This is a genomic window from Lacihabitans lacunae (genome assembly GCF_042649125.1).
In the GTDB taxonomy this organism is placed as follows: Bacteria; Bacteroidota; Bacteroidia; order Cytophagales; family Spirosomataceae; genus Leadbetterella; species Leadbetterella lacunae.
In genome coordinates, this window is the sequence record NZ_JBHRYQ010000001.1 from 2,547,735 (window position 1) to 2,569,880 (window position 22,146).

The window sequence follows — 22,146 nt, forward strand, 5'->3', positions numbered from 1 at the left end:
TAGTTTTGTCTTTTTGATGAGACAAATTCTTTGATTTTAATTATTTTTACAAAAATAAGTTTTAGACCGTGAGAATGTTTAAAAATACAGCAAAAGCTTTGATTTTTTTAATTGTAGGTGCTACCATGTTGAGTTCTTGCTACAAAGAGCCCAATTTTTCGATGACACCCGAAATCTCCTTTGCCTCTATAACCAAAGATATGCGACTCGACCAGTTTACAGGAGCGAGAAAAGATTCGATTATCGTAAGCATAAATTTCAAAGACGGCGATGGCGACTTGGGTTACAACACCGAAGAGATTGGCTCCATAATTCCGAGAACTGACTACAACTTTGTAATCAAATCTCTACGAAGTAAAAATGGCAAATTTACCGAATTCAAGCCTGAGGAAACCCTTTCTGGTTTTTTCCCAAGACTAAAAACAGACGACAAAATAGGACCTATAGAAGGAAAACTCAGTTATAGAATTCAGATAGAAACTGCGTTTTGGCCATTCAAAAAAGACACCGTTAAGTTTGAAATTTATATCAAAGACAGAGCCGGAAATGTCAGTAACACAACCGAAACTGACCCGGTAATCATTAAAGAATTTTAAAAACTTTGTCTTGTAATATTCTAAGTTTGTAGAGCACCACACTTTTTTCTTCTGGGTAAATAATTATATTTGTTTAGTTCAATACACTAATTCAAACCCGTTTACCTTTTAACTTCATTCTCTCAAACCATGAAAAAACTCCTTATTTCTTTAAGTTGTGTGGCTGTTTGCTCTTGCAAAGTGTCACAAACAACTGACCTCAACCAAAAAGCCGACCAATTAGCTCACAAATACATCATGACGGACGGTCATGTTGACTTGCCATTTAGGCTAAAAGTCAAAAACTTTAGACTCGACAAAGAGTATACAGGCATACCTGTAGAAAGTCAAGATGGAGATTTTGATTATAAAAGAGCCAAAAAGGGCGGATTAGACGCCCCTTTCATGTCGATTTACATTCCGTCTTCATACGAACCCAAAGCCGCTCAGCAGCTGGCAGACTCACTGATAAACATGGTCAACTTCATAGCAGACCAAAAAAGTGAGTATTTCGAAGTAGCCAAAACCCCAGCAGAAATTAAGACCATATTTAGCAAAGGAAAAGTAGCCTTGCCCATGGGGATGGAAAACGGCTCCCCGATAATTAACATAAGCGATGTGGGCAAATACCGCAAAAAAGGCATTAGCTACATTACGCTTACACACGCTAAAGACAACCTGATATGCGACTCAAGTTATGACACCACCCACACTTGGAAAGGCCTGAGTCCCTTCGGAAAAGACATGGTAAAAGAAATGATTAAGCAAGGCGTCATGATAGACGTTTCGCATATTTCAGACGATTCGTTTTACCAAGTTATAGGGCTTACAAGCGTACCCGTAATTGCCTCTCACTCGTCAGCGAGGAAGTTTACACCTGGTTTTGAACGAAATATGTCAGACGACATGATTAAGGCCATGAAAAAAAATGGCGGGGTAATAATGGTCAACTTTGGTTCTACTTTTTTAGATGGGAAAGTGGCTGACTACCGCAAGGAACTACAAAAAGAGATAATGGCCGAACTTGACAAAAAAGGACTAAAACCAAGGGACGAAGCAGCAAAACCAATAATGGCGGCGTTTTTTGAAAACAACAAACAAGCTTTTTCAGACATCCCGATGGTGGCTGACCACATTGACCACATTGTAAAACTTGCGGGCATAGACCACGTAGGTATGGGCTCTGATTTTGACGGTGTGGGCGACAGCCTTCCGACGGGTTTAAAAGATGTTTCAGATTACCCAAACCTAATTGCGGAGCTGCTAAAAAGAGGATACAAAGACACCGAAATAGAGAAAATATGCTCAGGCAACCTCTTTAGAGTATGGAATAAAGTATTAAAGGCAGCAGAAATGTAAGCTGTTTATAAATTTCAAAAAATCACAGAATCGAGTTTGGCTATTTTAGTCAAACTCTTTTTTTTGAACAATTCCCAAATTAAGACACAATTCCCTCATATTTTTCTCCTTTTCCTCAGACAATTAAATTAAATTTGCACTTTCAAAACTATCAAAAAAATCACTTTTCCAATGATTCATTTCTTCGGCGGCAAGTCCAACACTGTTTTTGCGGTTCAAACAGAAAACCTTATTTCAAAAGAAGACCTACCTAAACTATATTGGCTATTTAACAGTGCCGAAGACCATGAGCTGACGCTTACAAACTCCCAAGAGGCTAGCCTAGAGCAGTTTTTTGTGGGGCCAAGAGCAGCCATGATAACCCCATGGAGCACCAATGCTGTAGAAATAACCCAAAATATGGGCATTTCTGGCATAATCAGAATCGAGGAATTTAAACTTGTAGACAGCGACTTCACAGATTTTGACCCGATGCTATCTCAAAAATATAGCGTTTTGGACCAAAAGATATATACCATCGAAGTTAAGCCGGAGCCCATTAAGCAAATAGAAAACATAGCCGCATATAATAAAAGTGAAGGGCTTTCGCTTAGCGATGACGAAGTTCAATACTTGGTTGATTTGGCTAAAAAACTAAATAGAAACCTAACAGACTCCGAAGTTTTCGGGTTTTCGCAGGTAAACTCAGAGCACTGTAGACATAAAATATTCAACGGTGTTTTTGTAATTGACGGACAAGAAAAGCCAAGTTCGCTTTTTAAACTTATCAAAAAAACATCGATAGAAAACCCGAACGATATAGTTTCGGCATATAAAGACAATGTAGCCTTCATAAAAGGGCCTGTGGTTACACAGTTTGCTCCTTTGTCGGCTGAAAAGCCTGATTTTTATGCTGAAAAAGAATTTGAATCGGTTATTTCATTAAAAGCCGAAACGCATAATTTCCCTACCACGGTAGAGCCATTTAACGGTGCTGCTACGGGTTCAGGTGGAGAAATCAGAGACAGACTTGCGGGTGGGCAAGGTTCGTTGCCATTGGCCGGAACTGCAGTTTACATGACCTCATACAGTAGATTAGAGGCAAACCGACCTTGGGAAAATGGCGTAGCAGAAAGACCGTGGCTATACCAAACGCCCATGGATATTTTGATAAAAGCATCAAACGGAGCCTCTGATTTTGGTAACAAATTTGGACAGCCCTTAATCACAGGTTCCCTTCTGACTTTTGAACATGAAGAAGACGCTAGAAAACTAGGCTTTGACAAAGTGATAATGCTTGCCGGCGGAATTGGTTATGGAAAAGCCTCTCAAGCACAAAAAGCTACCCCAAGCAAAGGGGACCAAGTGGTAATATTGGGTGGTGAAAACTACCGCATTGGTATGGGTGGAGCTGCGGTTTCATCTGCTGACACGGGAGCTTTTGGCTCAAGCATTACACTAAACGCTATTCAGCGATCAAACCCTGAAATGCAAAAAAGAGCGGCTAACGCCATAAGGGGCTTGGTAGAAAGCGAAGAAAATCCAATTGTTTCTATCCACGACCACGGTGCAGGTGGGCACTTAAACTGCCTTTCTGAATTGGTAGAAGAAACTGGCGGACTGATAGATCTCGACAAACTGCCTGTAGGTGACCCTACGCTTTCGGCAAAAGAAATAATAGGAAACGAATCACAAGAGCGTATGGGACTTGTGATTGGCCAAAAAGACTTGGATACCCTGCAAAAAATAGCAGACAGAGAACGCTCTCCTATGTATACAGTGGGCGAAGTTACCGGAAATAATAGGTTTACATTTCAGTCAAAAACCACAGGAGCCACTCCAATGGATTTTGCGATATCTGACATGTTTGGCAGCTCGCCAAAAACTATCATGGACGATAAAACCATAAACAGACCATACACAGACCTAAGTTATAGCAGCGATAAAATAGTTGAATATCTAAACCAAGTGCTACAAATTGAGGCCGTGGCATGTAAAGACTGGCTCACAAACAAAGTAGACCGCTGTGTGGGTGGCCGAGTAGCCAAACAGCAATGTGCCGGACCGCTACAATTGCCGCTAAACAATGTGGGCGTTATGGCCTTAGATTTTAAAGGAAAAGAAGGAATCGCTACCTCTATCGGGCATTCGCCTGTGGCCGCCTTGGTAGACCCGGTTGCTGGTTCACGAAACGCTATTGGCGAGTCGCTTTCTAACATTATTTGGGCTCCGCTAAAAGACGGCTTAAAATCAGTTTCACTTTCGGCAAACTGGATGTGGGCCTGTAAAAACGAAGGCGAAGATGCCAAACTTTACGAGGCTGTAGAAGGATGTTCTGACTTTGCGATTGCCTTAGGAATAAACATACCAACGGGAAAAGATTCGCTTTCGATGAAACAAAAATACCCGAATGAAGAGGTTATAGCTCCTGGAACGGTAATTATTTCAGCGGGAGGAAATTGCTCAGACATAACGAAAGTAGTAGAACCCGTTTTACAAAAAAATGGTGGAGACATTTATTATTTAAACCTTTCGAATGATGCCCTGAAGTTAGGCGGTAGCTCATTTGCACAAATACTAAACAAAATAGGTACAGATGTGCCTACGGTAACTGACGCGGCATATTTCAAAACTGCGTTTAATTTGGTTCAAGACCTTATCAAAGCTGAAAAAATAGAAGCAGGTCACGACGTAGGCAGCGGTGGACTTATCACCACCTTGTTAGAAATGTGTTTTGCAGATGTAAACCTTGGTGCAGATCTTGACCTTAGTGGCCTAAATGAAGTAGACTTTGTAAAAGCACTTTTCAATGAAAATATCAGCATCGTTTTCCAAGCAAAAGAAGACGTAAGTCCACTATTTGCAGCACAAGGCATTTCACTAATTAAAATCGGTAAGGTTACTTCTGAAAGTACAGTAACCGTTAAAAACGGTACAGAAAGCCTAAGTTTTGATATTCCGAGCCTTCGTGATACGTGGTTTAAAACTTCGTATTTATTAGATAAAAAACAAAGTAAAAACGAAACTGCAACCGAGCGTTTTAATAATTACAAAAATATAGCATTGACTTATGCTTTCCCTGCTCAGTTTGATGGCAAAAAGCCGCTTACAAGCAAAAGCAGACCAAAAGCGGCCATCATCAGAGAAAAAGGAAGTAACTCAGAAAGAGAGATGGCAAACGCCATGTATCTGGCTGGTTTTGATGTAAAAGACGTTCACATGACCGACTTAATAACGGGCCGCGAGACATTGGAAGATATACAGTTTATTGGAGCCGTAGGCGGATTCTCAAACTCAGACGTGTTGGGTTCGGCCAAAGGTTGGGCCGGAGCGTTTTTGTACAACGAGAAAGCCAACACCGCACTGAAAAACTTCTTTAAAAGACCCGATACTTTGTCGGTAGGAATCTGTAATGGTTGCCAATTATTTATGGAGTTGGAGCTAATAAACCCCGAGCACAAAGTGCATGGCAAAATGCTCCACAACGAATCGCACAAACACGAGAGCATATTTACTTCGGTAAAAATCCAGAAGAACAACTCCGTGATGCTTTCTACCCTGGAAGGAGCCACTTTGGGCGTTTGGGTGTCTCACGGAGAAGGTAAATTTAACCTACCTGAGGCCGAAGAGAATTATAATATAGTAGGTAAATATGGCTACGAGAGCTACCCTGCAAATCCAAACGGATCGGATTTTAACACCGCCATGATGTGCGACGCCACGGGCCGCCACTTGGTCATGATGCCACACATTGAGCGTTCTACTTTCCCATGGAACTGGGCTCACTATCCGAAAGATAGAGCTGATGACGAGGTTTCGCCGTGGCTAGAAGGCTTCGTAAATGCAAAAGCATGGATAGATGCCAAAAACAAATAAGAGTATCTGACTTAGAAAATAGTGAGGTGGGGCTTTTGCTCCACCTTTTTTTATGCTTCATTACCACCTGTCGGTAATTTGTCTTTTAAATACAAACATGATATCTGTGGTATCTGTAGCTTTAGAAAAAAAAGAGGACGTGTTTAAGCCTTCTGTGCTTGCCAACTCCCAGCCCTCCTGCCCCAAACCATTTATTTTAGCCAAAAACTCTGACTGAAAACTCTCTTTGTTTAGATGTACTCTAGAAACATTTAAGATTTTGTATTCGAATTTCATAAAATATAGGGTTTACTTATTTATTTGATTTAAATATTTCCGATAGAGAACTTAGAAAGTTGACTTCCCGACAAAAAATCAATGTTTTATTTATTTCGAATAATAACCATTCATTGTAAAGCTATAACTTTTCTCCTCATCTAACTTTTCCAAATATTTTAATACTTTAGGATTATTAGAAAGATCAGTATAAAAAAGAACTAAAATATTCGCATTTTCCATATTTGCGTCTGCGTCACCATCATGAATTTCAGCATAAACAATTGCTGAGTTATATACCATAGTTATCTGGTCGCTAGTCTCTACTCTATTATCGTCCAAATAATAAACCACTTTAGGCAAATAGTATTTAGTCAGTCTATTGTTTATATATTGACTAAAAAAATCATCAAATCTATTAACCCTTTGTATTTTATCTTTATATATTACCTGCGAAGGCTCTGACTTAAATTTAATGTTTTTATCTCCCTCTATTTTCTTAGCTTTTACTATGGTTTCATTTAACAAAATTGATTTCTTATTCTCTGATTCTTTTAAAATCTCAATATAAACCGAATCAATTTTTTGTTTTTTTGTAACATCAAACTTAGACCAATCAATTTTTCTTGTTTGAGACAAAAACGTCGGAGTTACATCTTCTTCTATTTTAAAATTATACGCAGACCCTTTCGCTACACACTTTAATTTTAATTCATTTTCCCCATAAAATTCCAAATCTTTAAACTCAAACATACCTTCTTTATCAGTTTCAGCCACGATAAACTGCTTACCAAGGCTATCTTGTAATGGATTCACAACAAGGCTAATTTTTAACTTGTCAGCTTTTCCTTTTTTTAAGTCACCAGCAACTTTCCCTTTAAAGCAAATCCCAAATTCATTTTCATAAATCATCTTTTTATTTCCGAATATATTTTGGTAGTTAAACAATATATTCCGATTTGAAATCAATTCTACATTTTTAAGATACAGATTATCAGTATTCACAATTGGCTTTTCAAGTTCAGCATTATCTAATATGGCATTAAGTGAGTCCACCGAATTAGAAAGTACTCGTTCACTCAAAACCTCATTTTTATCATTAATTACAGCCAAATTTATTATTCCTTTAGGAAACGAATCGTTTTCGATGTAGAATACCGTACTAGCAGTATTTGCATCAAGTTCTTTTTGAAAGAAAACATTTCCCCTCAAATGGGCTAAAACAAATAGTTTTTCCAATTCTTCACTTTTTTGAATTACAACCCTCCATTGGTTTTGAATAGGCAAATAATCTGCAGCTAAAATCACACCTGTTTCTAATATTTCAAGTTTGACTTTTTTGTTTTCCAAAACCAAAAAATATTGGAGATTAAATTGAGGCACAAATGAAAAATACCCAATCCCATTTTGACCGATTTCTATTTCCCTAAGAACTTCATTTTTATCAGTCACTAGTTGCAAACTAGCTTCGGTATAATTACCGAACTCGTCTTTAATTTCAATCAAAAACCTACATTCTTTGCCATAAAGAGCTTTACCACTTTCGGCAAATACATCTATATTTTTGACTTTTAAAGGCTGAGACTTTTGAGTGATCTCATTCCGATAATAACTTGATAGAATTAGAATGTTTTTTGTGGGAACATGGTCAAATTGAAAATTTAAAGACCATTTGGTATATACCCTAAGTTGATAATAGTCAGAAAACAAATCAGGTGGCAACGTAAACGTATAGCTATTTTTCTGTCCCAAATTTTTAACCACCCAGCGTTGAACTACAATATTATGAGAAACCAATTCTACATAAACCGGGACTGAAACATTAGAAGCCTCATGTGATTTGGCATTTAAAATCTCGAAACTCAAATCTAGGTTTTCTCCCGCTAAGTATTGTTTTTTATTGGTATCGAAAATGATTTTTTCAATAGGAGGAGTCTCAATAGATTTTGTTTGTGAAAAAAGATTAAAAGAAAGGAAAATCAATAATAAAGTGAGCTGGATTTTTTTCATTTAAAAGTTATATTAGTGAAGTAATTTAATTTCTAAAAATGATATTAGCAAACATTTAACTCTTAAAAAATCAAAATATAAGACTTGAATAATTTCCAATCTATAACTATGATATGCACCTTTTGCAGAAGCTAAATGACTTAGAAAAAAATTACTGTCAAACGGATAAAAAAATAGAAAATATATCTTTACATCGCCCTGCACTGTTTGAGCACTGTTAAAATTCTTTTGGGAAGTATATTTTTATTAGAACCTTGACAATAAGAATTTTAATTGTGCGAGTTTGCAGGACGGTCGGCCGCTGCCGTGCAGTTTTTTTTGCTCCGTTTTTTTTTCGAAAAAAAATGGAGGCCCCGCTGGCAGGCGACACAGTAAATGAAAGGGGGTGTTTTTCAAAATGATTAAAAAATGGCTTCAATGGTAGGTTTAAGCTATGTTTTTAAAAAAATAAGAATTAACCGTTTGACAGTAGAAATAAATTTAAAAATATAGTTTCCTTTACTCAATACCAATAGCTAAAAACCTCTTTTAAACAGAATCAAACAATCATATTTAGTGCATAGATTAACCCTCTAAATCACAAAACATCAACATTAGATTTTTATTAGAATTCAGTTTTTTGGGGTAGAAAAACGATAAGTCAATAAACATTTTGATAAAACGAAAGATTAGACCACCAAACAAACCAAATTTATATCAATCATGAAAAAGAGAAATTTAAAGCTTCAATTGTTTGCACTACTTATCGCAGGCTTTTCTTTAACTTCTTGTGAAGAAGAGGAAATGAAAACTAACAATATTGTGGATGTAGCCACTTCAGACAGCCAATTTTCTACATTGACGGCTGCTTTGACCAAGGCAGATTTGGTTTCAGCACTACAAGGCACGGGTCCATTTACGGTTTTTGCACCTAACAATGCGGCATTTGCTAAAGCGGGCATCACAAGCTTAGATGGTTTGACCAAAGAGGCCCTCACTCCCATACTTACTTCACACGTTATAGCTGGGGAAGTGAAAGCTGCAAGTGTAAAAAGCGGAAGTGCTACCACGCTAAACGGTGCAAATAATATTTATCTATCAGTGAACTCAAGTGGTGTGTATATCAATGGAAACATCAAAGTTATTGCAACTGATGTTGACGCTTCAAACGGAGTAGTGCATGTGATAGACAATGTGATAGTGCCACCGAGTCAAAACTTGGTACAAGTAGCATCGGGCAATACTAACTTTTCGGAATTGGTGTCCTTGGTTTTAGCAGCCGACCCAGCAGTAGCCACGGCTCTTTCAACGGCATCTCAAAACGGACTAACGGTATTTGCACCAACCAATGCGGCATTTACCGAACTGTACAAGACAATCCCGAAGTCCACCTTGCTAGCTGCTTCAAATAAAACACTTTTGACCAATGTGTTGCTGTATCACGTAGTACCAGGCAGAGTATTTTCTACAGACTTACCCAACGTAAGCGGAGATGTGGCGACAGCCTCAACTGAAAAAGTGAAATTTGATTTGACAGCAGGTGCCAAAGTGATAGGAAAAAGTAGTGGATCGTCTACTATAACTTCAGCAAACATTTTAGCCACAAATGGTGTCATTCATGTGATAGACAAAGTTTTATTGCCGTAAGTATTTGTAAATAGAATCTAAAAAGACTGCCATTGGAAACCCAATGGTGGTCTTTTTTTTGAGTAAAAGTCTAAAAAAAAACTTAATTGCACGAAATGCATGATAATTTCACCCAACAAAAAAAGCCACGCATAAAATGCATGGCTTTCTGTATAAAATCGAACGATTAAATCTTATTCTCCTGGCGTAATCATATCCAAAACTTCTGCTGAAATACCCGTCATAGAGTATCCGCCGTCGTGGAATAAATTCTGCATAGTAACCATACGTGTATAGTCTGAGAACAACGAAATGATGTAGTTTGCACAGTCTTCAGCTGAGGCATTGCCTAGCGGAGACATTTTTTCGGCATACTCATAAAACGCGTTGAAACCACCAATGCCCGTGCCGGCAGTTGTTTTTGTAGGCGACTGAGAAATAGTATTTACACGTACATTTTTAGCTTTTCCATAACGATATCCGTAGCTTCTACCGATAGACTCAAGCACCGCCTTAGCATCTGCCATGTCAGTGTAGAAAGAAAACGTACGTTGAGCCGCAATATAGCTTAAGCCTACTACCGAGCCCCATTCGTTAATGGCATCAAGCTTTTCAGCCACGGCCATAAACTTATGAAATGACAAAGCTGATACATCGATACTCTTCATGTACCAATCGTAGTTAAGGTCGCCATACTCTTTTCCTTTACGGATGTTTGGAGACATACCGATTGAGTGAAGCACAAAGTCTACACCACCACCGAAGGTATCCATTGCTTCTCTGTAAAGTTTCTCTAAATCGGCCACATCAGTAGCGTCAGCAGCAACTATTTTGGCATCACACATTTCTGCCAATTTATTTATTTCTCCCATACGCATCGCGATGGGTGCATTTGTCAAAATTATTTCTGCTCCTTCTTCTTTGGCTTTAAGTGCAGCTTTCCAAGCGATAGAGTTTTCGTCTAATGCCCCAGAGATGATTCCCTTCTTACCTTTAAGTAATCCGTATCCCATAAAAAATTGATTTGATATCGTTAATAAAATATTCTGATGACAAAAATATCATTTTTTTTCGAAGTAATTATTTAAGAGCCGCCTAATTGTTTCGAGTTTAGACTAAATAAAACTAAAAAATCGCCTTTTCCAATCAGAAAAATTAAGATAAAGTTAAAAACATTAAAAGTTATTCACATCCCGTAGTTTTGCTTTGAAGAGCGGATTCAAAGCCTTATTTTTGATTCCGTTTTTCTAAATTTAAGTAGCCAAAAAAATAAATGTTTGTTTCTCCAGCCGAGCCCTTTAAAATAATTTACAGCCTTTTTGAGCACGAATACTTGGGGTATTTGCTGGAATCGTATGTAGTTCAGCTCAATGCGAAAGGAGAAATCACCTATCAAACCCAAAACGTTTCTTCAAAAAACATCAAGGAATTTGCTTCAGGTCTTGACCAGCTAGATTTTGATTTGGTAAAACTGATGGACAATATTCAGCAAGATGTTATTTTGAAAAAATTCAATACCAGAAAAATAACCCCCCAAGAGTTTTTCACCCGGGTATTTGATTCTGAAAAAGGCGATAAACTTCTCAAAGAGACCATAGAAAGCTACCTAGACAATCACCGAAAAGAGATTTTTTCGAAGATCAGGACCAAGTCATTTTTTATAATGAGCAATGACGGCATACCGACCTGGAAAGAAATACAAATAATGCAGGAGCCCGCCAAAGCGTATTTTCATTTTGAACGACAAGAAGAGCAAACCATCTACTACCCGATTATAAAGTGTGGCCCTGACAAAGTAAAATTTCAGTTTAAAAATGCCACCATTATCAATGACCTTCCGGCAGCCATGCTACTCGAAGACAAAATGTATCTGTTTGATAAATATGCCGATGGTAAAAAAATAAAACCTTTTCTAAATAAGCCGAACATCATTATTCCGAAAAAAATAGAAGATACCTACTATCACAAATTCATAGTGCCATTGGTGGCCAATTTTAATGTTTTTGCGAAGGGCTTTGAAATCATAAACGAAGAGCACGAAGGCTCACCTCAGCTAATTATTACCGAAATAGAAAACCAACTTTTGCAGCAAGAAGAACTATTTGGTAGCCAGAAAAAAATACAAATTGATAAGGCGGAGGAAACCAAAATGTATGTGGACCTTTCGTTTAAGTACGGTTCTTTTGAGTTTAGGTTTGACAATTTTAGTAATCCCTCTTATGTAAATCTCGAAAAATCAGAAGACAGTTGGGTTTTTCATAAAGTAAAAAAAGACCTCGACCGTGAAAAAGAGGTACTGTTAGCCGTTAAAAAACTGGGTCTTAACCTAAAAAATGGCCGATTAACGCTACCGAAAGATGAAGTGTTAGATTGGCTTCATGCCAACAGAAATAGCTTAGAACAGGCGGGACTAGAGGTAGTTCAAAATCTAAAAAACAAAGTCAGGTATTTTCTTGGAAACAGTAAACTGGAACTAAAAATAGAAGAAAAAAATGACTGGTTTGACATTTATACACTCGTAGAATTTGGCGACTACAGCATCCCTTTTGTAAAACTTCGTAAGTATATTTTGAATAACATCAGAGAGTTTGAGTTGCCAAATGGCCAAATGGCCGTAATACCCAAAGAGTGGTTTGTGCGGTATTCGGAGCTTTTTTCGAACCTCGAAATGGACGATAACGAAAACCCTACCCTGCATAAGCAGCACATAGGCATGGTAAATGACCTCGAGGTTCAAGGATTGGCGGTGACTATGATGAGCAGAAAACTTCAGACGCTAAAGAACTTTGAAGAAATAGCCGAAGTGGAGCTTCCTAAGCACTTTAAAGGAGAACTAAGACCTTACCAAAAAGCAGGATACGACTGGCTGCATTTCTTAAGAGACTTTAAGTTTGGCGGCTGCTTAGCAGATGACATGGGACTAGGAAAAACCGTAACCACGCTGGCTTTTTTACAAAAAATAAAAGAAGAAAAACCCGACGCCCCGAGTTTATTAGTGATGCCCACTTCACTTATTTACAACTGGCAAAAAGAAGCCCAAAGATTTACGCCTTTGATGCGGGTTTTGATACATTTTGGAGGAAATAGAGCTAAGTCTACCGAGTTTTTTGGTGCCTACGACCTTATTATTTGTTCATATGGAGTGTTGAGGTTAGACATTGATTTTATCAAAAACTTTAGATTTAACTACGCCATATTGGATGAATCGCAGGCAATAAAAAATTCTACCTCCATTATATTTAAATCTGTGATGAAGTTAAATACCCAAAACAGGTTGATATTGACTGGTACTCCGCTCGAAAACAGCACCACGGACCTGTGGTCTCAGATGAGTTTTGTAAATCCAGGATTGTTGGGATCGGCATCATATTTTAAGAATCAATTTCAAAATCAGATTGAAAAACAAAAAGACGAAGCAGTCTTGCATAAGCTCTTCGCCAAAATAAAACCGTTTATGCTCCGCAGGCACAAGTCCCAAGTAGCCAAAGACTTACCTGAAAAAATAGAGGCCGTGCAGTATTGTCAAATGACAGACGAGCAAGAGCGTATTTATGAAGAAACGAAATCGTATGTTAGAAATCAGCTGCTAAACGAAGTAGGCAAAGAAGGCATCAAGAAGTCGAACATTATGGTGCTGCAGGGCTTAAACAAGCTACGACAGCTGGCCAACAACCCGCTCATGATAGACGAAAACTATGAAGGCGGCTCGGGCAAAGACGAAGATGTGTTTTATAAACTGCAAGATGTGGCCGAAGAAGGATACAAAACCCTGGTATTTAGCCAATACGTAAAGCATCTTACGCTTATCCGAAAGAAACTAGACGACGCCAAAATTCCGTATTATTACTTAGATGGAGCTACCAAAAACAGACAAGACTTGGTAGATAAATTCCAGACAAACCCTGACGTAAAGGTATTTTTGATATCACTTAAAGCCGGCGGGGTGGGTCTAAACCTTACTGCGGCCGAATATGTATTTATATTGGACCCGTGGTGGAACCCCGCTATAGAAGCCCAAGCGATAGATAGAGCTCACCGAATTGGGCAAACTAACACGGTATTTAGCTATAAATTTATTACAAAAAATACGATTGAGGAGAAGATATTGGATCTTCAAAATACAAAAAAACAACTATTTAACGACCTCATTACTAACGAAGAGGGCTTCATGAAATCGCTTAACTCAGATGACATTTTATCGCTTTTGGATTAAGAACAAAATGAAATTTTAAGCCAAGAATAATTTCATCCTTTTTAGATTGTTGAATAAAAACATCGGGCTTTACCCCTTATTTAGAATGCATAGACAATTGGAAAATACATAATATGCAAAATGCCCCTTTTGGGGCATTTTTTTATGGACAACAACTAAATTTCTTACTAGAGTTTTAGTTTTTAGATCAAAAACTCAAAAAGATCTGGCTTATCGTTTATGTAGGTAAACTGCACATTAGCTTTTTCCATTCGCTCCAAAAGGGCGGCAAACTCTTCTTTTTTGGCAAGTTCAATGCCCACCAATGCCGGGCCCCGCTCACGGGCTGTTTTTTTAGAATATTCGAAAAATACGATATCTACCGTAGGCCCTAAAACTTCCTCCAAAAACTCTTTCATGGCTCCAGAACGCTGCAAAAACTTGATGATAAAATAGTGCTTCAGTCCTTCATATAGCAATGAGCGTTCTTTTATTTCTTCGGTACGGGTGATGTCGTTATTGCCCCCTCCTATTATACAGACTACGTTTTTGCCCTTGATTTTGTCTTTAAGCCCATCGAGTGCCGATACCGAAAGTGCACCTGCTGGCTCGGCTACTATAGCCTCTTCGTTATATAATTGTAATATGGTAGAGCAGACCTTCCCTTCAGGTATCAGCCTGATTTCGTCAAGTTTGTCTTTCACGATTTCAAACGTGATTTGGCCTGCTCGTTTTACGGCCGCCCCATCCACAAATTTATCGATGTGTTCTAGCGGCGTAACTTTGCCGTTGGCAATAGACACCTGCATGGTGGGCGAACCTTCGGGCTCTACGCCTATTAATATCGTTTTGGGACTTAGGGCTTTAAAAACCGTGCTAACACCTGCTGCTAAACCGCCACCACCGATGGCGAAAAGCAAATAATCTATCTTAAAGTCAGCGTCTTTAAATATCTCTAAACCCACGGTTCCTTGGCCGGCGATTACGTCTGGATCGTCAAATGGGTGTACAAATACGCCCCCGGTTTGGTCTATGAATAGTTTGGCGGCATCGAAGGAGTCGTCGTAGGTGTCACCTATTAATTTTACTTCTACCCATTCTTTACCAAACATTTTCACTTGCTTGATTTTTTGGGCGGGTGTAGTAGTGGGCATAAAAATAGTGCCTTTCACTTTGATTTTATTACAGGCATACGCCACTCCCTGGGCGTGATTGCCCGCACTGGCACATACTACGCCGTTCTCCAATTCTTCTTTGGTGAGCGTGGCCATCTTATTGTATGCTCCTCTGATTTTATATGAACGCACAACTTGCAAATCTTCTCGCTTAAGGTATACGTTGGCACCGTATCGCTCAGAGAGATTTGTGTTATATAGCAAGGGCGTTTTGTTGGCTACATTTTTTAGTATGGTAGCCGCCGCATAGATGCTTTCGAGTTCTATGGCTTTTGTCATGATTGTCTTGATGAAATTATATAACAAACCTACAAAATTTATGGCCGAAGTAATAAATAGGCTTGATTAAAAATAATAAAAATGTCTTATCGGAATGGTCCGTTGGGTTTTATTTAAAAATCAGGAATGTGAGTTTGTGAGATATAATTAAATTTAAGACAAAGTATGAGCAGCAGGGATAGAGCCATTGTTTGAGCTCCTTTGTGTGCATGCCTTAGCATGTACACAAAGAGCGAGTGGCGAAAGCCCGCCCGGCTGCCCAAAAAATACATTGCCACTGTTTCTAAATAAAAAATGGGTATTTTAATGGTAGGGTGCAACTTTCGAAGAGTTTTTGCATCTATTAGGAAAAAACTATTAAACATGAGAAAACTAAATATTTTATTATTGGCCTTATTGAGTACGGTGATGTGCTTGGCACAGGATGCTGCTTACCAAACGAAAACTTTCAATGCGGAATCGTTTATGAAAGTGGATATCAAGACCTCGGGCGGACACATAAACGTAGAGGGAGGGGCCGACAAAAACGCAACTGTAAAGGTAAAAATAAAAGGCAACAACGGCTTAAATGGCCTTTCTAAGTCTGAAATAGAGGATCGCCTTCAACAATATGACCTAAAAATAGCAGTGGAAAATAACACTTTGATATGCGAGGCAAAACCGAAAGGAAAAATGGATTGGAGAAACAGCCTCTCGATAAGTTTTGAATTAAAGGTACCGAGCGAAATAAACTTAAATGCAATCACCAGCGGTGGGTCTATAAGCTTGATGGGGCTAAACGGGCAGTTGGACTTTAAGACCAGCGGCGGCAGCTTGGTTTTGGAGAATTTGAAAGGAAATGTGATGGGTAAAACCTCGGGCGGATCGATATCGCTGATGAATGGAAAAGGTGACGTAAACCTGAAAACGAGCGGCGGAAGCATACAAGTAGAAAACGCCAAAGGCAATATAGACCTGATGACATCAGGCGGCTCACTTAACCTTAAAAACCTGAAAGGCAAGGTGGTAGCAAAAACAAGCGGTGGTAGCATAAGAGTAGACAATGCTGACGGCGGCTTGGATGTGGCGACCTCGGGTGGCGGCATAAACCTAAACATGATAAAAGGCAACCTGTCGGCTACCACAAGCGGGGGCGGCATTGACGCAAAAGACATAACATTGGGAGAGACACTAACTTTAAAAACCAGCTCTGGAAACATACACGTAGACTTGCCGTTTAACAAAGGAATGGACTTAAACATCAAGGGTTCGAGAATAAAAAGTGCCAAACTTAAAGAAGTTTCTAACTCGCTAGACAAAGGCTATGTGAAAGGACGCGTGAATGGCGGCGGCACCGCAGTGACGATTTCGGCAAGTAGCGGAACGGTTTATGTAGATTGAGACTTGGAGTACTTATTTTTCTTAGTACTTATTCATCTTATTTAGCAGTTTGTATATAATATTTCACGAAAATGGCTGAGCAGTTTTGCTTGGCCATTTTTAATTTTCACCTAATCGTTGCATATTTTGCGACGATTAGGCGGTTTATTCGTTGCATTTGTGGTATTATTGTTTCAAGTGGGTATTTAATATTGCTTCTATTTGTACTGCTTTATTTAGTATCATAAAATGGCCTCCCCTAGGTATTAAAACGTCAGGTTTAATATAGAGCGAGGGCAAAATGTGGTCATTGTTACCGTGAATATGATATATATTATTCAATATTATTTCGTTTTTCCACATAACAATTTCATTAATGGCCCATTTTAAAAATTGGGGATTGGTATCAAAAAGTATTTGTTTTAAAAGCTGCTTATCTATTTTAGTTTCTATTCCGAAAAACCAATAGCTCAAAAAATTGGCAGTTTTCAGGAATTTGGTAGGCAAAAGCCGATGAAGTTTAAACTTACCTGCAAGCCGAAAATAGGGCGGAATTTCATACTTACTTTTAATTGAAGAAATTAAAATCACCTTATTGACTTCAATGATTTTAGCCACCTCTACAGCCATAATTCCACCAAAAGACAGGCCTATTAAAACAGGATTTGGCGTTTTAATTTGACTTAGCAATCTCTTTGCATAAGCCGCAATTGATTCATCATTTAGTGGTGGAATCCACAAAATATGATTTAGGTTAAAATCATTTAATTCTATATTTTGAAATACTCGATAATCGGCACCAAGGCCACTAAATACGTAAACTTCTGTTTTCAACTTTTGGGTTTGTTATTGATCTTCAAAGAAATCGTTATCAATTTCTTTGACTTCATACGTCTGTTTTATTTGAACACCAACTGTATATAAATGCATTAACTCTACTAGTTTAGGGCCATCAATCAATATAATGGTATGATGAGCATCATGAGCTTTTTTAGTTGCTCCAATATCAAAACTTGAAGTCGTCACAAAAACACCTTTCTGTGTATCGCCACTCATTGCTCCAATAAAGTTGCGGATATCTTTTTCTCTAACCTTACTTTCTCCATATCTTTTGGCTTGTATATAAATTTTATTTAAGCCTAATTTATCTTCATTGATTATTCCGTCTATTCCGCCATCTCCTGATTTAGAAGTTTCTTGATATTCTCCATATCCCATTTTTTTCAATAAAATCAAAATCACTCTTTCGAAATAAAAGGGATCAATTGTTTTCAATTTATCCAATAATTCAATCTTAACTTCAGATTCAATCTGTTCAAAACCAGCATCTATTAAGTCTTGTGGGGATGCATTCTCAATATAAGTTTTAGGAGCAATTACTTTATCGTTTTCTTCATTATAAAACTCCAAAAAATCTTCGGTATTTTCTACATCATTTAGAGACAAATTTTTTGAAATAGAGATTTTACCTTTTTCAGTTATTTGAACCAAACCTCTTTTGGGAAACTGAATATAACCGCCTTTTTTCAAATAAGACTTCCCCCATGCTATCCTATTAAAAATTAATAAGTCGCCACTTTTGGTCTTTTCTTCAAGTTGTTCTTTTGTTAGTTTAGAATAAAACCTATCCACCACCAATTGACTCATTTCTCTGTGATGCATAACTTCTCCATCACTCAAAACGGTCAATATTGGAGTAAATGTCTGATGAAACTTTGGGATTTCCATTTGAAAAAAATAATTAGATTAAAAAGAAGTGCCACTAAAACTATCCCCCAAAACTAACCCATTTCAAACAAAAAAATCTCAAACATCCCAACTTGTTATTTATCGGTAAAAACAAGCGAAAAAGGCAACAAAAAAGCCACCAAATGGCGGCTTCTTTGTGCTTAAACATCTAAAACAAATTATCAATGCAACTTATATTTTACGCCATAGTTGGCTCCAAACATTCGGGGTTTAAAACTTAGCGGGCTGCCATTGTCTAAGCCTGAAAACAAGGCATGCTGATATCCGGCTCCAAAGTTAAGCTCCCAGTTTCTACTTACGGCATAGTTAAGCCTTAGACCTTCTAAGCCACTTAAGTTCAGGGCATTAAATTTTGAATTCTGAGCATTTAGTGATTGCTCCATGCTACTCGAATTGTTGATTCTGCTCTGTAAAAACAAATCGGTAGATACGCCTGCCAGCACCTCTACTTCTAAAACTGGCAAAATAGGAATGGCATAGGTCAACTGAAAAGGAACATTAAGATAATTATATAACTGCCTATCCGAAGACTGGACCGATATAATCGTATTGGTATTTACCGCAGCATTACTTAAATAATTAGTCTCAAAAAATGACCTAACTTCACCAGTTTCGTTATTTACGGCATATACGTTTGAGTTTAGGGTAGAACTCCCCCTAAGCAACCTCAAACCAGACTCAAAGCCCAGTTTTTTAAATATCTTTTTCCCAACCGAAAAGCCCAAGTTAAGCGAACGGCCGTTTTGAAAACTACTATTTGGTAAGGCATTGGGAAGTACATTATTGCTAATTCCCTGTCCCGTAATTCCCATATTATCTGCCACGTCAGCAGATTTATTGGTAAATGCAGTCGACTGATCTCCTCTAGAAGCAGAAAGTGCTTCTCCTCTGAAGTTAGACGAAGCGTAGTTTGGGTTAAAAGGAGCCACACCCGACTGAAAACCTAAGTAGATTTTTTGTTTCACCACTTCATTGACCTCTGCATCTTCTTTGAGGTCGTAATATTCCAATTTAGATCGTTTGTTTACAAACCGAGAACCAAACGGGTCAAATGGCAAAGATGCCATGTATTCAACTTTTGTTTGTAGCCGCTTTTGGTTATTTGTAGCAATGGCCTGAGAACCAAAAAGCATGCGGCTATTTGCCAAAGGCAAATTTGCTTCTGCTACTCCAATTCCTGAGTTATCAGGATTTCCTATTACTGATTTATCATTTCTCAGGGCAGCCACCTGGCCTACAGTAGAAATTTCGTTTCTTATTTTTTGCTTGAATGAAATGCTTCCTTTTGCAGTTTTTGAAATTGATTCGTCTTTTAATTTGTCTAAAGCAATGGCTTCATTAGCGGCCAATTGCTCTGTTTTAATAGTATTCCCTAATTCTTTCGGTTCAAGTTTAGCGTTTTTGTCATTTGCATTTGAAGCAAAAACTTCTTTTGAAGCTTTTGTTTCACCAAAATATTCAGGCCCAACAAATACAGCCAAAGCCAAGATGAGCATAGCCGCCAAACCGGCCTGCACGCCTCTATGTCCAAGCCAAAACACAAAGCCCCGCTTGGACTTCTTTTGGTCGAGTTTTTCTTCTATTTTCTCCCAAACCATAGCAGGCGGCGTCTCAGAAGCCTCATTGAGAGCTTCTTGCCACTGCTGTTCGAAAGATTTATGATTAGATTCCATATATTTCAATCCTTACTTTTGTCCACTTAAAATTTCTTCTTTCCTTATTTTTTCTACCAAAAGTTGGCGTGCCCTCGAAAACTGCGATTTAGAAGTTCCCTCCGAAATCTGTAACAAATCCGCAATTTCATGGTGCTTAAACCCTTCAATGGCATACAGGTTAAAAATCGTCTGACAACCGTCAGGCAAGTCTTGTATATATCCCAAAAGTGTTTCCATTTTCAGGTTTTCTAAACCCAAGTTGTGCGGAGTATCCCCCAATTCGCCATGGTAATCTTCAATGTCAGTTTTAAACATTTGTCCGTTTTTCTGAATGGCTTTGAGTGCGGTGTTGATTACAATCCGTTTCATCCAAGCCTCCAGCGGGCAGTCAAATCTAAACCCACCGAGATTACCAAAAATCTTCACAAAAGCGTCTTGAAGCACATCTTGAGCTTCGTCGGCATTTTTCATGTACCTTTTGGCCAAGACATAAAGCTTTGGTGCGGCAAGCTCATAGAGCTGACGCTGTGCTACCCGATCTTGCTGGATACAGGCATTCACTATTTGCTTTTCGTCTCGCATAACTTGAAATAAGGGAGCTAATTATTAGCTCAAAGGGTATTTTAACTGATTCAAAATAACGAAAAAAGGTTGGAAAGTGTGTAAAATTAAAATGTTGAAATTTTTAAAGTGGTGTTTGTATAAAGTTTTTGAACCTATAAACCGAATCCAAATCTATTTCCGATAAATACGGAGGTTATCATTTATGATTTGGTGGTTTTCTTTTAAAACAAAGCCCGCGGGCACATGCGGTGCTGCTATTCCATCTTTGAGAGCCTTATCATTTTTAAACACTCGAACTTCATCTACCAGTTTTGCATCAAAAAAAGCCTTGATTAAAGTCGGTCCTCCTTCCACAAAAACAGAATGAATCCCTTTGGCTTTTAAATCTCTTAGAACAGCTAGTAAAAATTCAGTATCCGCATTAATTTTAATATGCTGCAGATTTTCCTTTTCTGACTCTTTAACTAAGTTATAAACCAAGGTTTTCTGAGTTTGGTCAAATACCTTAAAGTCTCCACCAAGTGAATTGTTTCTATCTAAAACTACACGAACGGGATTTTTTCCCTCAGGCCAATTTCTGACATTTAAACTGGGGTTATCGGTTTCTACCGTGTGCTTACCTACCAAAATAGCGTCTTCTTCGGACCTCCACTTGTGCACAATCAGGTTAGATGTAGCGGTTGTAATAGCCAAAGGCGAATAGTCAGCATTTGCTACAAACCCGTCTGCGGTTTCGGCCCATTTTACAATCACGAAAGGCAAACCTGCTTGCATGGCTTTAAAAAAACGCTTATTTAACTCCAGTCCGGCCTGTTCAAGCAATCCAACTTGTACATCTATGCCTGCATCTCGGAGCTTTTGTAGCCCTTTGCCCGCAACCAATGGATTGGGGTCCAAGTTACACACAATCACTTTTTTTACTTGATGCTTTATAAGCAAATCTGCACAAGGTGGGGTTTTGCCAAAATGCGAACAGGGCTCTAGCGTTACATAGACTTCGCTTTCATTTAAAAGAGATTTATCTCTAACTGAACTTACGGCGTTAACCTCGGCATGGGGTCCACCATATTGGGCATGGTAACCTTCTCCTATTATCTCGCCATTATGCACTATCACACAGCCCACCATCGGATTGGGGCTTACAGACTCTATAGCCAAACCGGCCAAGTCTAGAGCCCGCTGCATATATAAAGTGGGAGAAGTTACCATCATCAAACAGCTGCTACTTTAAATGGAATCACTTTATATTCGCCCCAAACACCTTCTAATATGTAGGGTTCATTTGCAAGGTATTGCTGCAGATCAGCTTCGGTTTCAAACTGTAAAATTATAGCAGAACCATTCATGGTTTCTTCCTCCGAAAGTTGAGCACCGCCAATCACGAAGTTTCCGCTGGCCTTCATTTTTTTAATGTATTCAAAGTGCCTAGGCCTTACTTCCATTCTTCTTTCTAGGGCTTTTTCGTCGGTGGCATCGTTGGCAAAAATCAAATATTGTTTCATGTGTATTTTGGT

16 protein-coding genes are annotated in these 22,146 nt (G+C 38.4%); 6 read left to right on the top strand and 10 right to left on the bottom strand.

The features are described 5' to 3' along the window. The first annotated feature begins 74 nt into the window (after positions 1 to 74). From ACFOOI_RS11110 to purL, 3 genes are all read left to right on the top strand, one after another. Positions 75 to 596: a hypothetical protein gene (locus ACFOOI_RS11110; protein ID WP_379838010.1), complete on the top strand. Its 522-nt coding sequence runs from the start codon at positions 75 to 77 to the stop codon at positions 594 to 596. Positions 597 to 725: 129 nt separating this feature from the next. Continuing rightward, complete coding sequence (locus ACFOOI_RS11115; protein WP_379838012.1) at positions 726 to 1,934, top strand: dipeptidase; 1,209 nt, start codon at positions 726 to 728, stop codon at positions 1,932 to 1,934. Between the two features lie 171 nt (positions 1,935 to 2,105). Then, positions 2,106 to 5,789, top strand: a complete 3,684-nt coding sequence (gene purL / locus ACFOOI_RS11120) for a phosphoribosylformylglycinamidine synthase (RefSeq protein ID WP_379838014.1) — start codon at positions 2,106 to 2,108, stop codon at positions 5,787 to 5,789. A 60-nt stretch (positions 5,790 to 5,849) separates the two neighbouring features. On the opposite strand, the gene ACFOOI_RS11125 is transcribed toward purL, so the two are convergent. Beyond that, positions 5,850 to 6,065: a DUF4177 domain-containing protein gene (locus tag ACFOOI_RS11125; RefSeq protein ID WP_379838016.1), complete on the bottom strand. Its 216-nt coding sequence runs from the start codon at positions 6,063 to 6,065 to the stop codon at positions 5,850 to 5,852. A 90-nt stretch (positions 6,066 to 6,155) separates the two neighbouring features. Beyond that, positions 6,156 to 7,754 (bottom strand): hypothetical protein, encoded by a 1,599-nt coding sequence (locus tag ACFOOI_RS11130; protein WP_379838018.1) that lies wholly within the window; start codon positions 7,752 to 7,754, stop codon positions 6,156 to 6,158. Positions 7,755 to 8,756: 1,002 nt separating this feature from the next. On the opposite strand from ACFOOI_RS11130, the gene ACFOOI_RS11135 reads away from it, so the two are divergent. Next, the gene (locus ACFOOI_RS11135) at positions 8,757 to 9,680 is read left to right on the top strand and encodes a fasciclin domain-containing protein (protein ID WP_379838020.1); all 924 of its coding nucleotides are present in this window, start codon (positions 8,757 to 8,759) and stop codon (positions 9,678 to 9,680) included. Between the two features lie 173 nt (positions 9,681 to 9,853). On the opposite strand, the gene ACFOOI_RS11140 is transcribed toward ACFOOI_RS11135, so the two are convergent. Next, positions 9,854 to 10,672: an enoyl-ACP reductase FabI gene (locus ACFOOI_RS11140; RefSeq protein WP_379838022.1), complete on the bottom strand. Its 819-nt coding sequence runs from the start codon at positions 10,670 to 10,672 to the stop codon at positions 9,854 to 9,856. Positions 10,673 to 10,932: 260 nt separating this feature from the next. Here ACFOOI_RS11140 and ACFOOI_RS11145 point away from each other — a divergent pair, with 260 nt between their 5' ends. Further along, positions 10,933 to 13,872: a DEAD/DEAH box helicase gene (locus ACFOOI_RS11145; protein WP_379838024.1), complete on the top strand. Its 2,940-nt coding sequence runs from the start codon at positions 10,933 to 10,935 to the stop codon at positions 13,870 to 13,872. Positions 13,873 to 14,054: 182 nt separating this feature from the next. On the opposite strand, the gene ilvA is transcribed toward ACFOOI_RS11145, so the two are convergent. Beyond that, complete coding sequence (ilvA, locus tag ACFOOI_RS11150; RefSeq protein WP_379838025.1) at positions 14,055 to 15,305, bottom strand: threonine ammonia-lyase; 1,251 nt, start codon at positions 15,303 to 15,305, stop codon at positions 14,055 to 14,057. A 363-nt stretch (positions 15,306 to 15,668) separates the two neighbouring features. Between ilvA and ACFOOI_RS11155 the strand changes: the two genes are divergently transcribed. Beyond that, complete coding sequence (locus tag ACFOOI_RS11155; RefSeq protein ID WP_379838027.1) at positions 15,669 to 16,685, top strand: DUF4097 family beta strand repeat-containing protein; 1,017 nt, start codon at positions 15,669 to 15,671, stop codon at positions 16,683 to 16,685. A 165-nt stretch (positions 16,686 to 16,850) separates the two neighbouring features. Here ACFOOI_RS11155 and ACFOOI_RS11160 read toward each other — a convergent pair whose 3' ends face one another. The 6 genes from ACFOOI_RS11160 to ACFOOI_RS11185 form a co-directional block, all read right to left on the bottom strand. Then, on the bottom strand, positions 16,851 to 17,498 hold the full coding sequence (locus ACFOOI_RS11160; protein ID WP_379838029.1) for an alpha/beta hydrolase: 648 nt from the start codon (positions 17,496 to 17,498) through the stop codon (positions 16,851 to 16,853). A 12-nt stretch (positions 17,499 to 17,510) separates the two neighbouring features. Continuing rightward, positions 17,511 to 18,392: a restriction endonuclease gene (locus ACFOOI_RS11165; protein ID WP_379838031.1), complete on the bottom strand. Its 882-nt coding sequence runs from the start codon at positions 18,390 to 18,392 to the stop codon at positions 17,511 to 17,513. A gap of 182 nt (positions 18,393 to 18,574) precedes the next feature. Further along, positions 18,575 to 20,086 (bottom strand): hypothetical protein, encoded by a 1,512-nt coding sequence (locus tag ACFOOI_RS11170; RefSeq protein ID WP_379838033.1) that lies wholly within the window; start codon positions 20,084 to 20,086, stop codon positions 18,575 to 18,577. Positions 20,087 to 20,098: 12 nt separating this feature from the next. Continuing rightward, positions 20,099 to 20,650, bottom strand: coding sequence for an RNA polymerase sigma factor (locus ACFOOI_RS11175; RefSeq protein WP_379838034.1), 552 nt, complete (start codon positions 20,648 to 20,650; stop codon positions 20,099 to 20,101). A gap of 153 nt (positions 20,651 to 20,803) precedes the next feature. Continuing rightward, on the bottom strand, positions 20,804 to 21,844 hold the full coding sequence (ribD, locus tag ACFOOI_RS11180) for a bifunctional diaminohydroxyphosphoribosylaminopyrimidine deaminase/5-amino-6-(5-phosphoribosylamino)uracil reductase RibD (protein ID WP_379838036.1): 1,041 nt from the start codon (positions 21,842 to 21,844) through the stop codon (positions 20,804 to 20,806). Continuing rightward, on the bottom strand, positions 21,844 to 22,134 hold the full coding sequence (locus ACFOOI_RS11185) for a YciI family protein (RefSeq protein ID WP_379838037.1): 291 nt from the start codon (positions 22,132 to 22,134) through the stop codon (positions 21,844 to 21,846). The genes ribD and ACFOOI_RS11185 overlap by 1 nt, the downstream gene beginning before the upstream one ends. Positions 22,135 to 22,146 lie beyond the last annotated feature (12 nt).

What these genes read in the sequence shown, in the direction of transcription:
- ACFOOI_RS11165 (WP_379838031.1), bottom strand. Translation starts at nt 18,392, where the DNA reads ATGGAAATCCCAAAGTTTCATCAGACATTTACTCCAATATTGACCGTT.
- ACFOOI_RS11145 (WP_379838024.1), top strand. Translation starts at nt 10,933, where the DNA reads ATGTTTGTTTCTCCAGCCGAGCCCTTTAAAATAATTTACAGCCTTTTT.
- ACFOOI_RS11170 (WP_379838033.1), bottom strand. Translation starts at nt 20,086, where the DNA reads ATGGAATCTAATCATAAATCTTTCGAACAGCAGTGGCAAGAAGCTCTC.
- ACFOOI_RS11115 (WP_379838012.1), top strand. Translation starts at nt 726, where the DNA reads ATGAAAAAACTCCTTATTTCTTTAAGTTGTGTGGCTGTTTGCTCTTGC.
- ilvA (WP_379838025.1), bottom strand. Translation starts at nt 15,305, where the DNA reads ATGACAAAAGCCATAGAACTCGAAAGCATCTATGCGGCGGCTACCATA.
- ACFOOI_RS11110 (WP_379838010.1), top strand. Translation starts at nt 75, where the DNA reads ATGTTTAAAAATACAGCAAAAGCTTTGATTTTTTTAATTGTAGGTGCT.
- ribD (WP_379838036.1), bottom strand. Translation starts at nt 21,844, where the DNA reads ATGATGGTAACTTCTCCCACTTTATATATGCAGCGGGCTCTAGACTTG.
- ACFOOI_RS11135 (WP_379838020.1), top strand. Translation starts at nt 8,757, where the DNA reads ATGAAAAAGAGAAATTTAAAGCTTCAATTGTTTGCACTACTTATCGCA.
- purL (WP_379838014.1), top strand. Translation starts at nt 2,106, where the DNA reads ATGATTCATTTCTTCGGCGGCAAGTCCAACACTGTTTTTGCGGTTCAA.
- ACFOOI_RS11125 (WP_379838016.1), bottom strand. Translation starts at nt 6,065, where the DNA reads ATGAAATTCGAATACAAAATCTTAAATGTTTCTAGAGTACATCTAAAC.
- ACFOOI_RS11175 (WP_379838034.1), bottom strand. Translation starts at nt 20,650, where the DNA reads ATGCGAGACGAAAAGCAAATAGTGAATGCCTGTATCCAGCAAGATCGG.
- ACFOOI_RS11185 (WP_379838037.1), bottom strand. Translation starts at nt 22,134, where the DNA reads ATGAAACAATATTTGATTTTTGCCAACGATGCCACCGACGAAAAAGCC.
- ACFOOI_RS11140 (WP_379838022.1), bottom strand. Translation starts at nt 10,672, where the DNA reads ATGGGATACGGATTACTTAAAGGTAAGAAGGGAATCATCTCTGGGGCA.
- ACFOOI_RS11155 (WP_379838027.1), top strand. Translation starts at nt 15,669, where the DNA reads ATGAGAAAACTAAATATTTTATTATTGGCCTTATTGAGTACGGTGATG.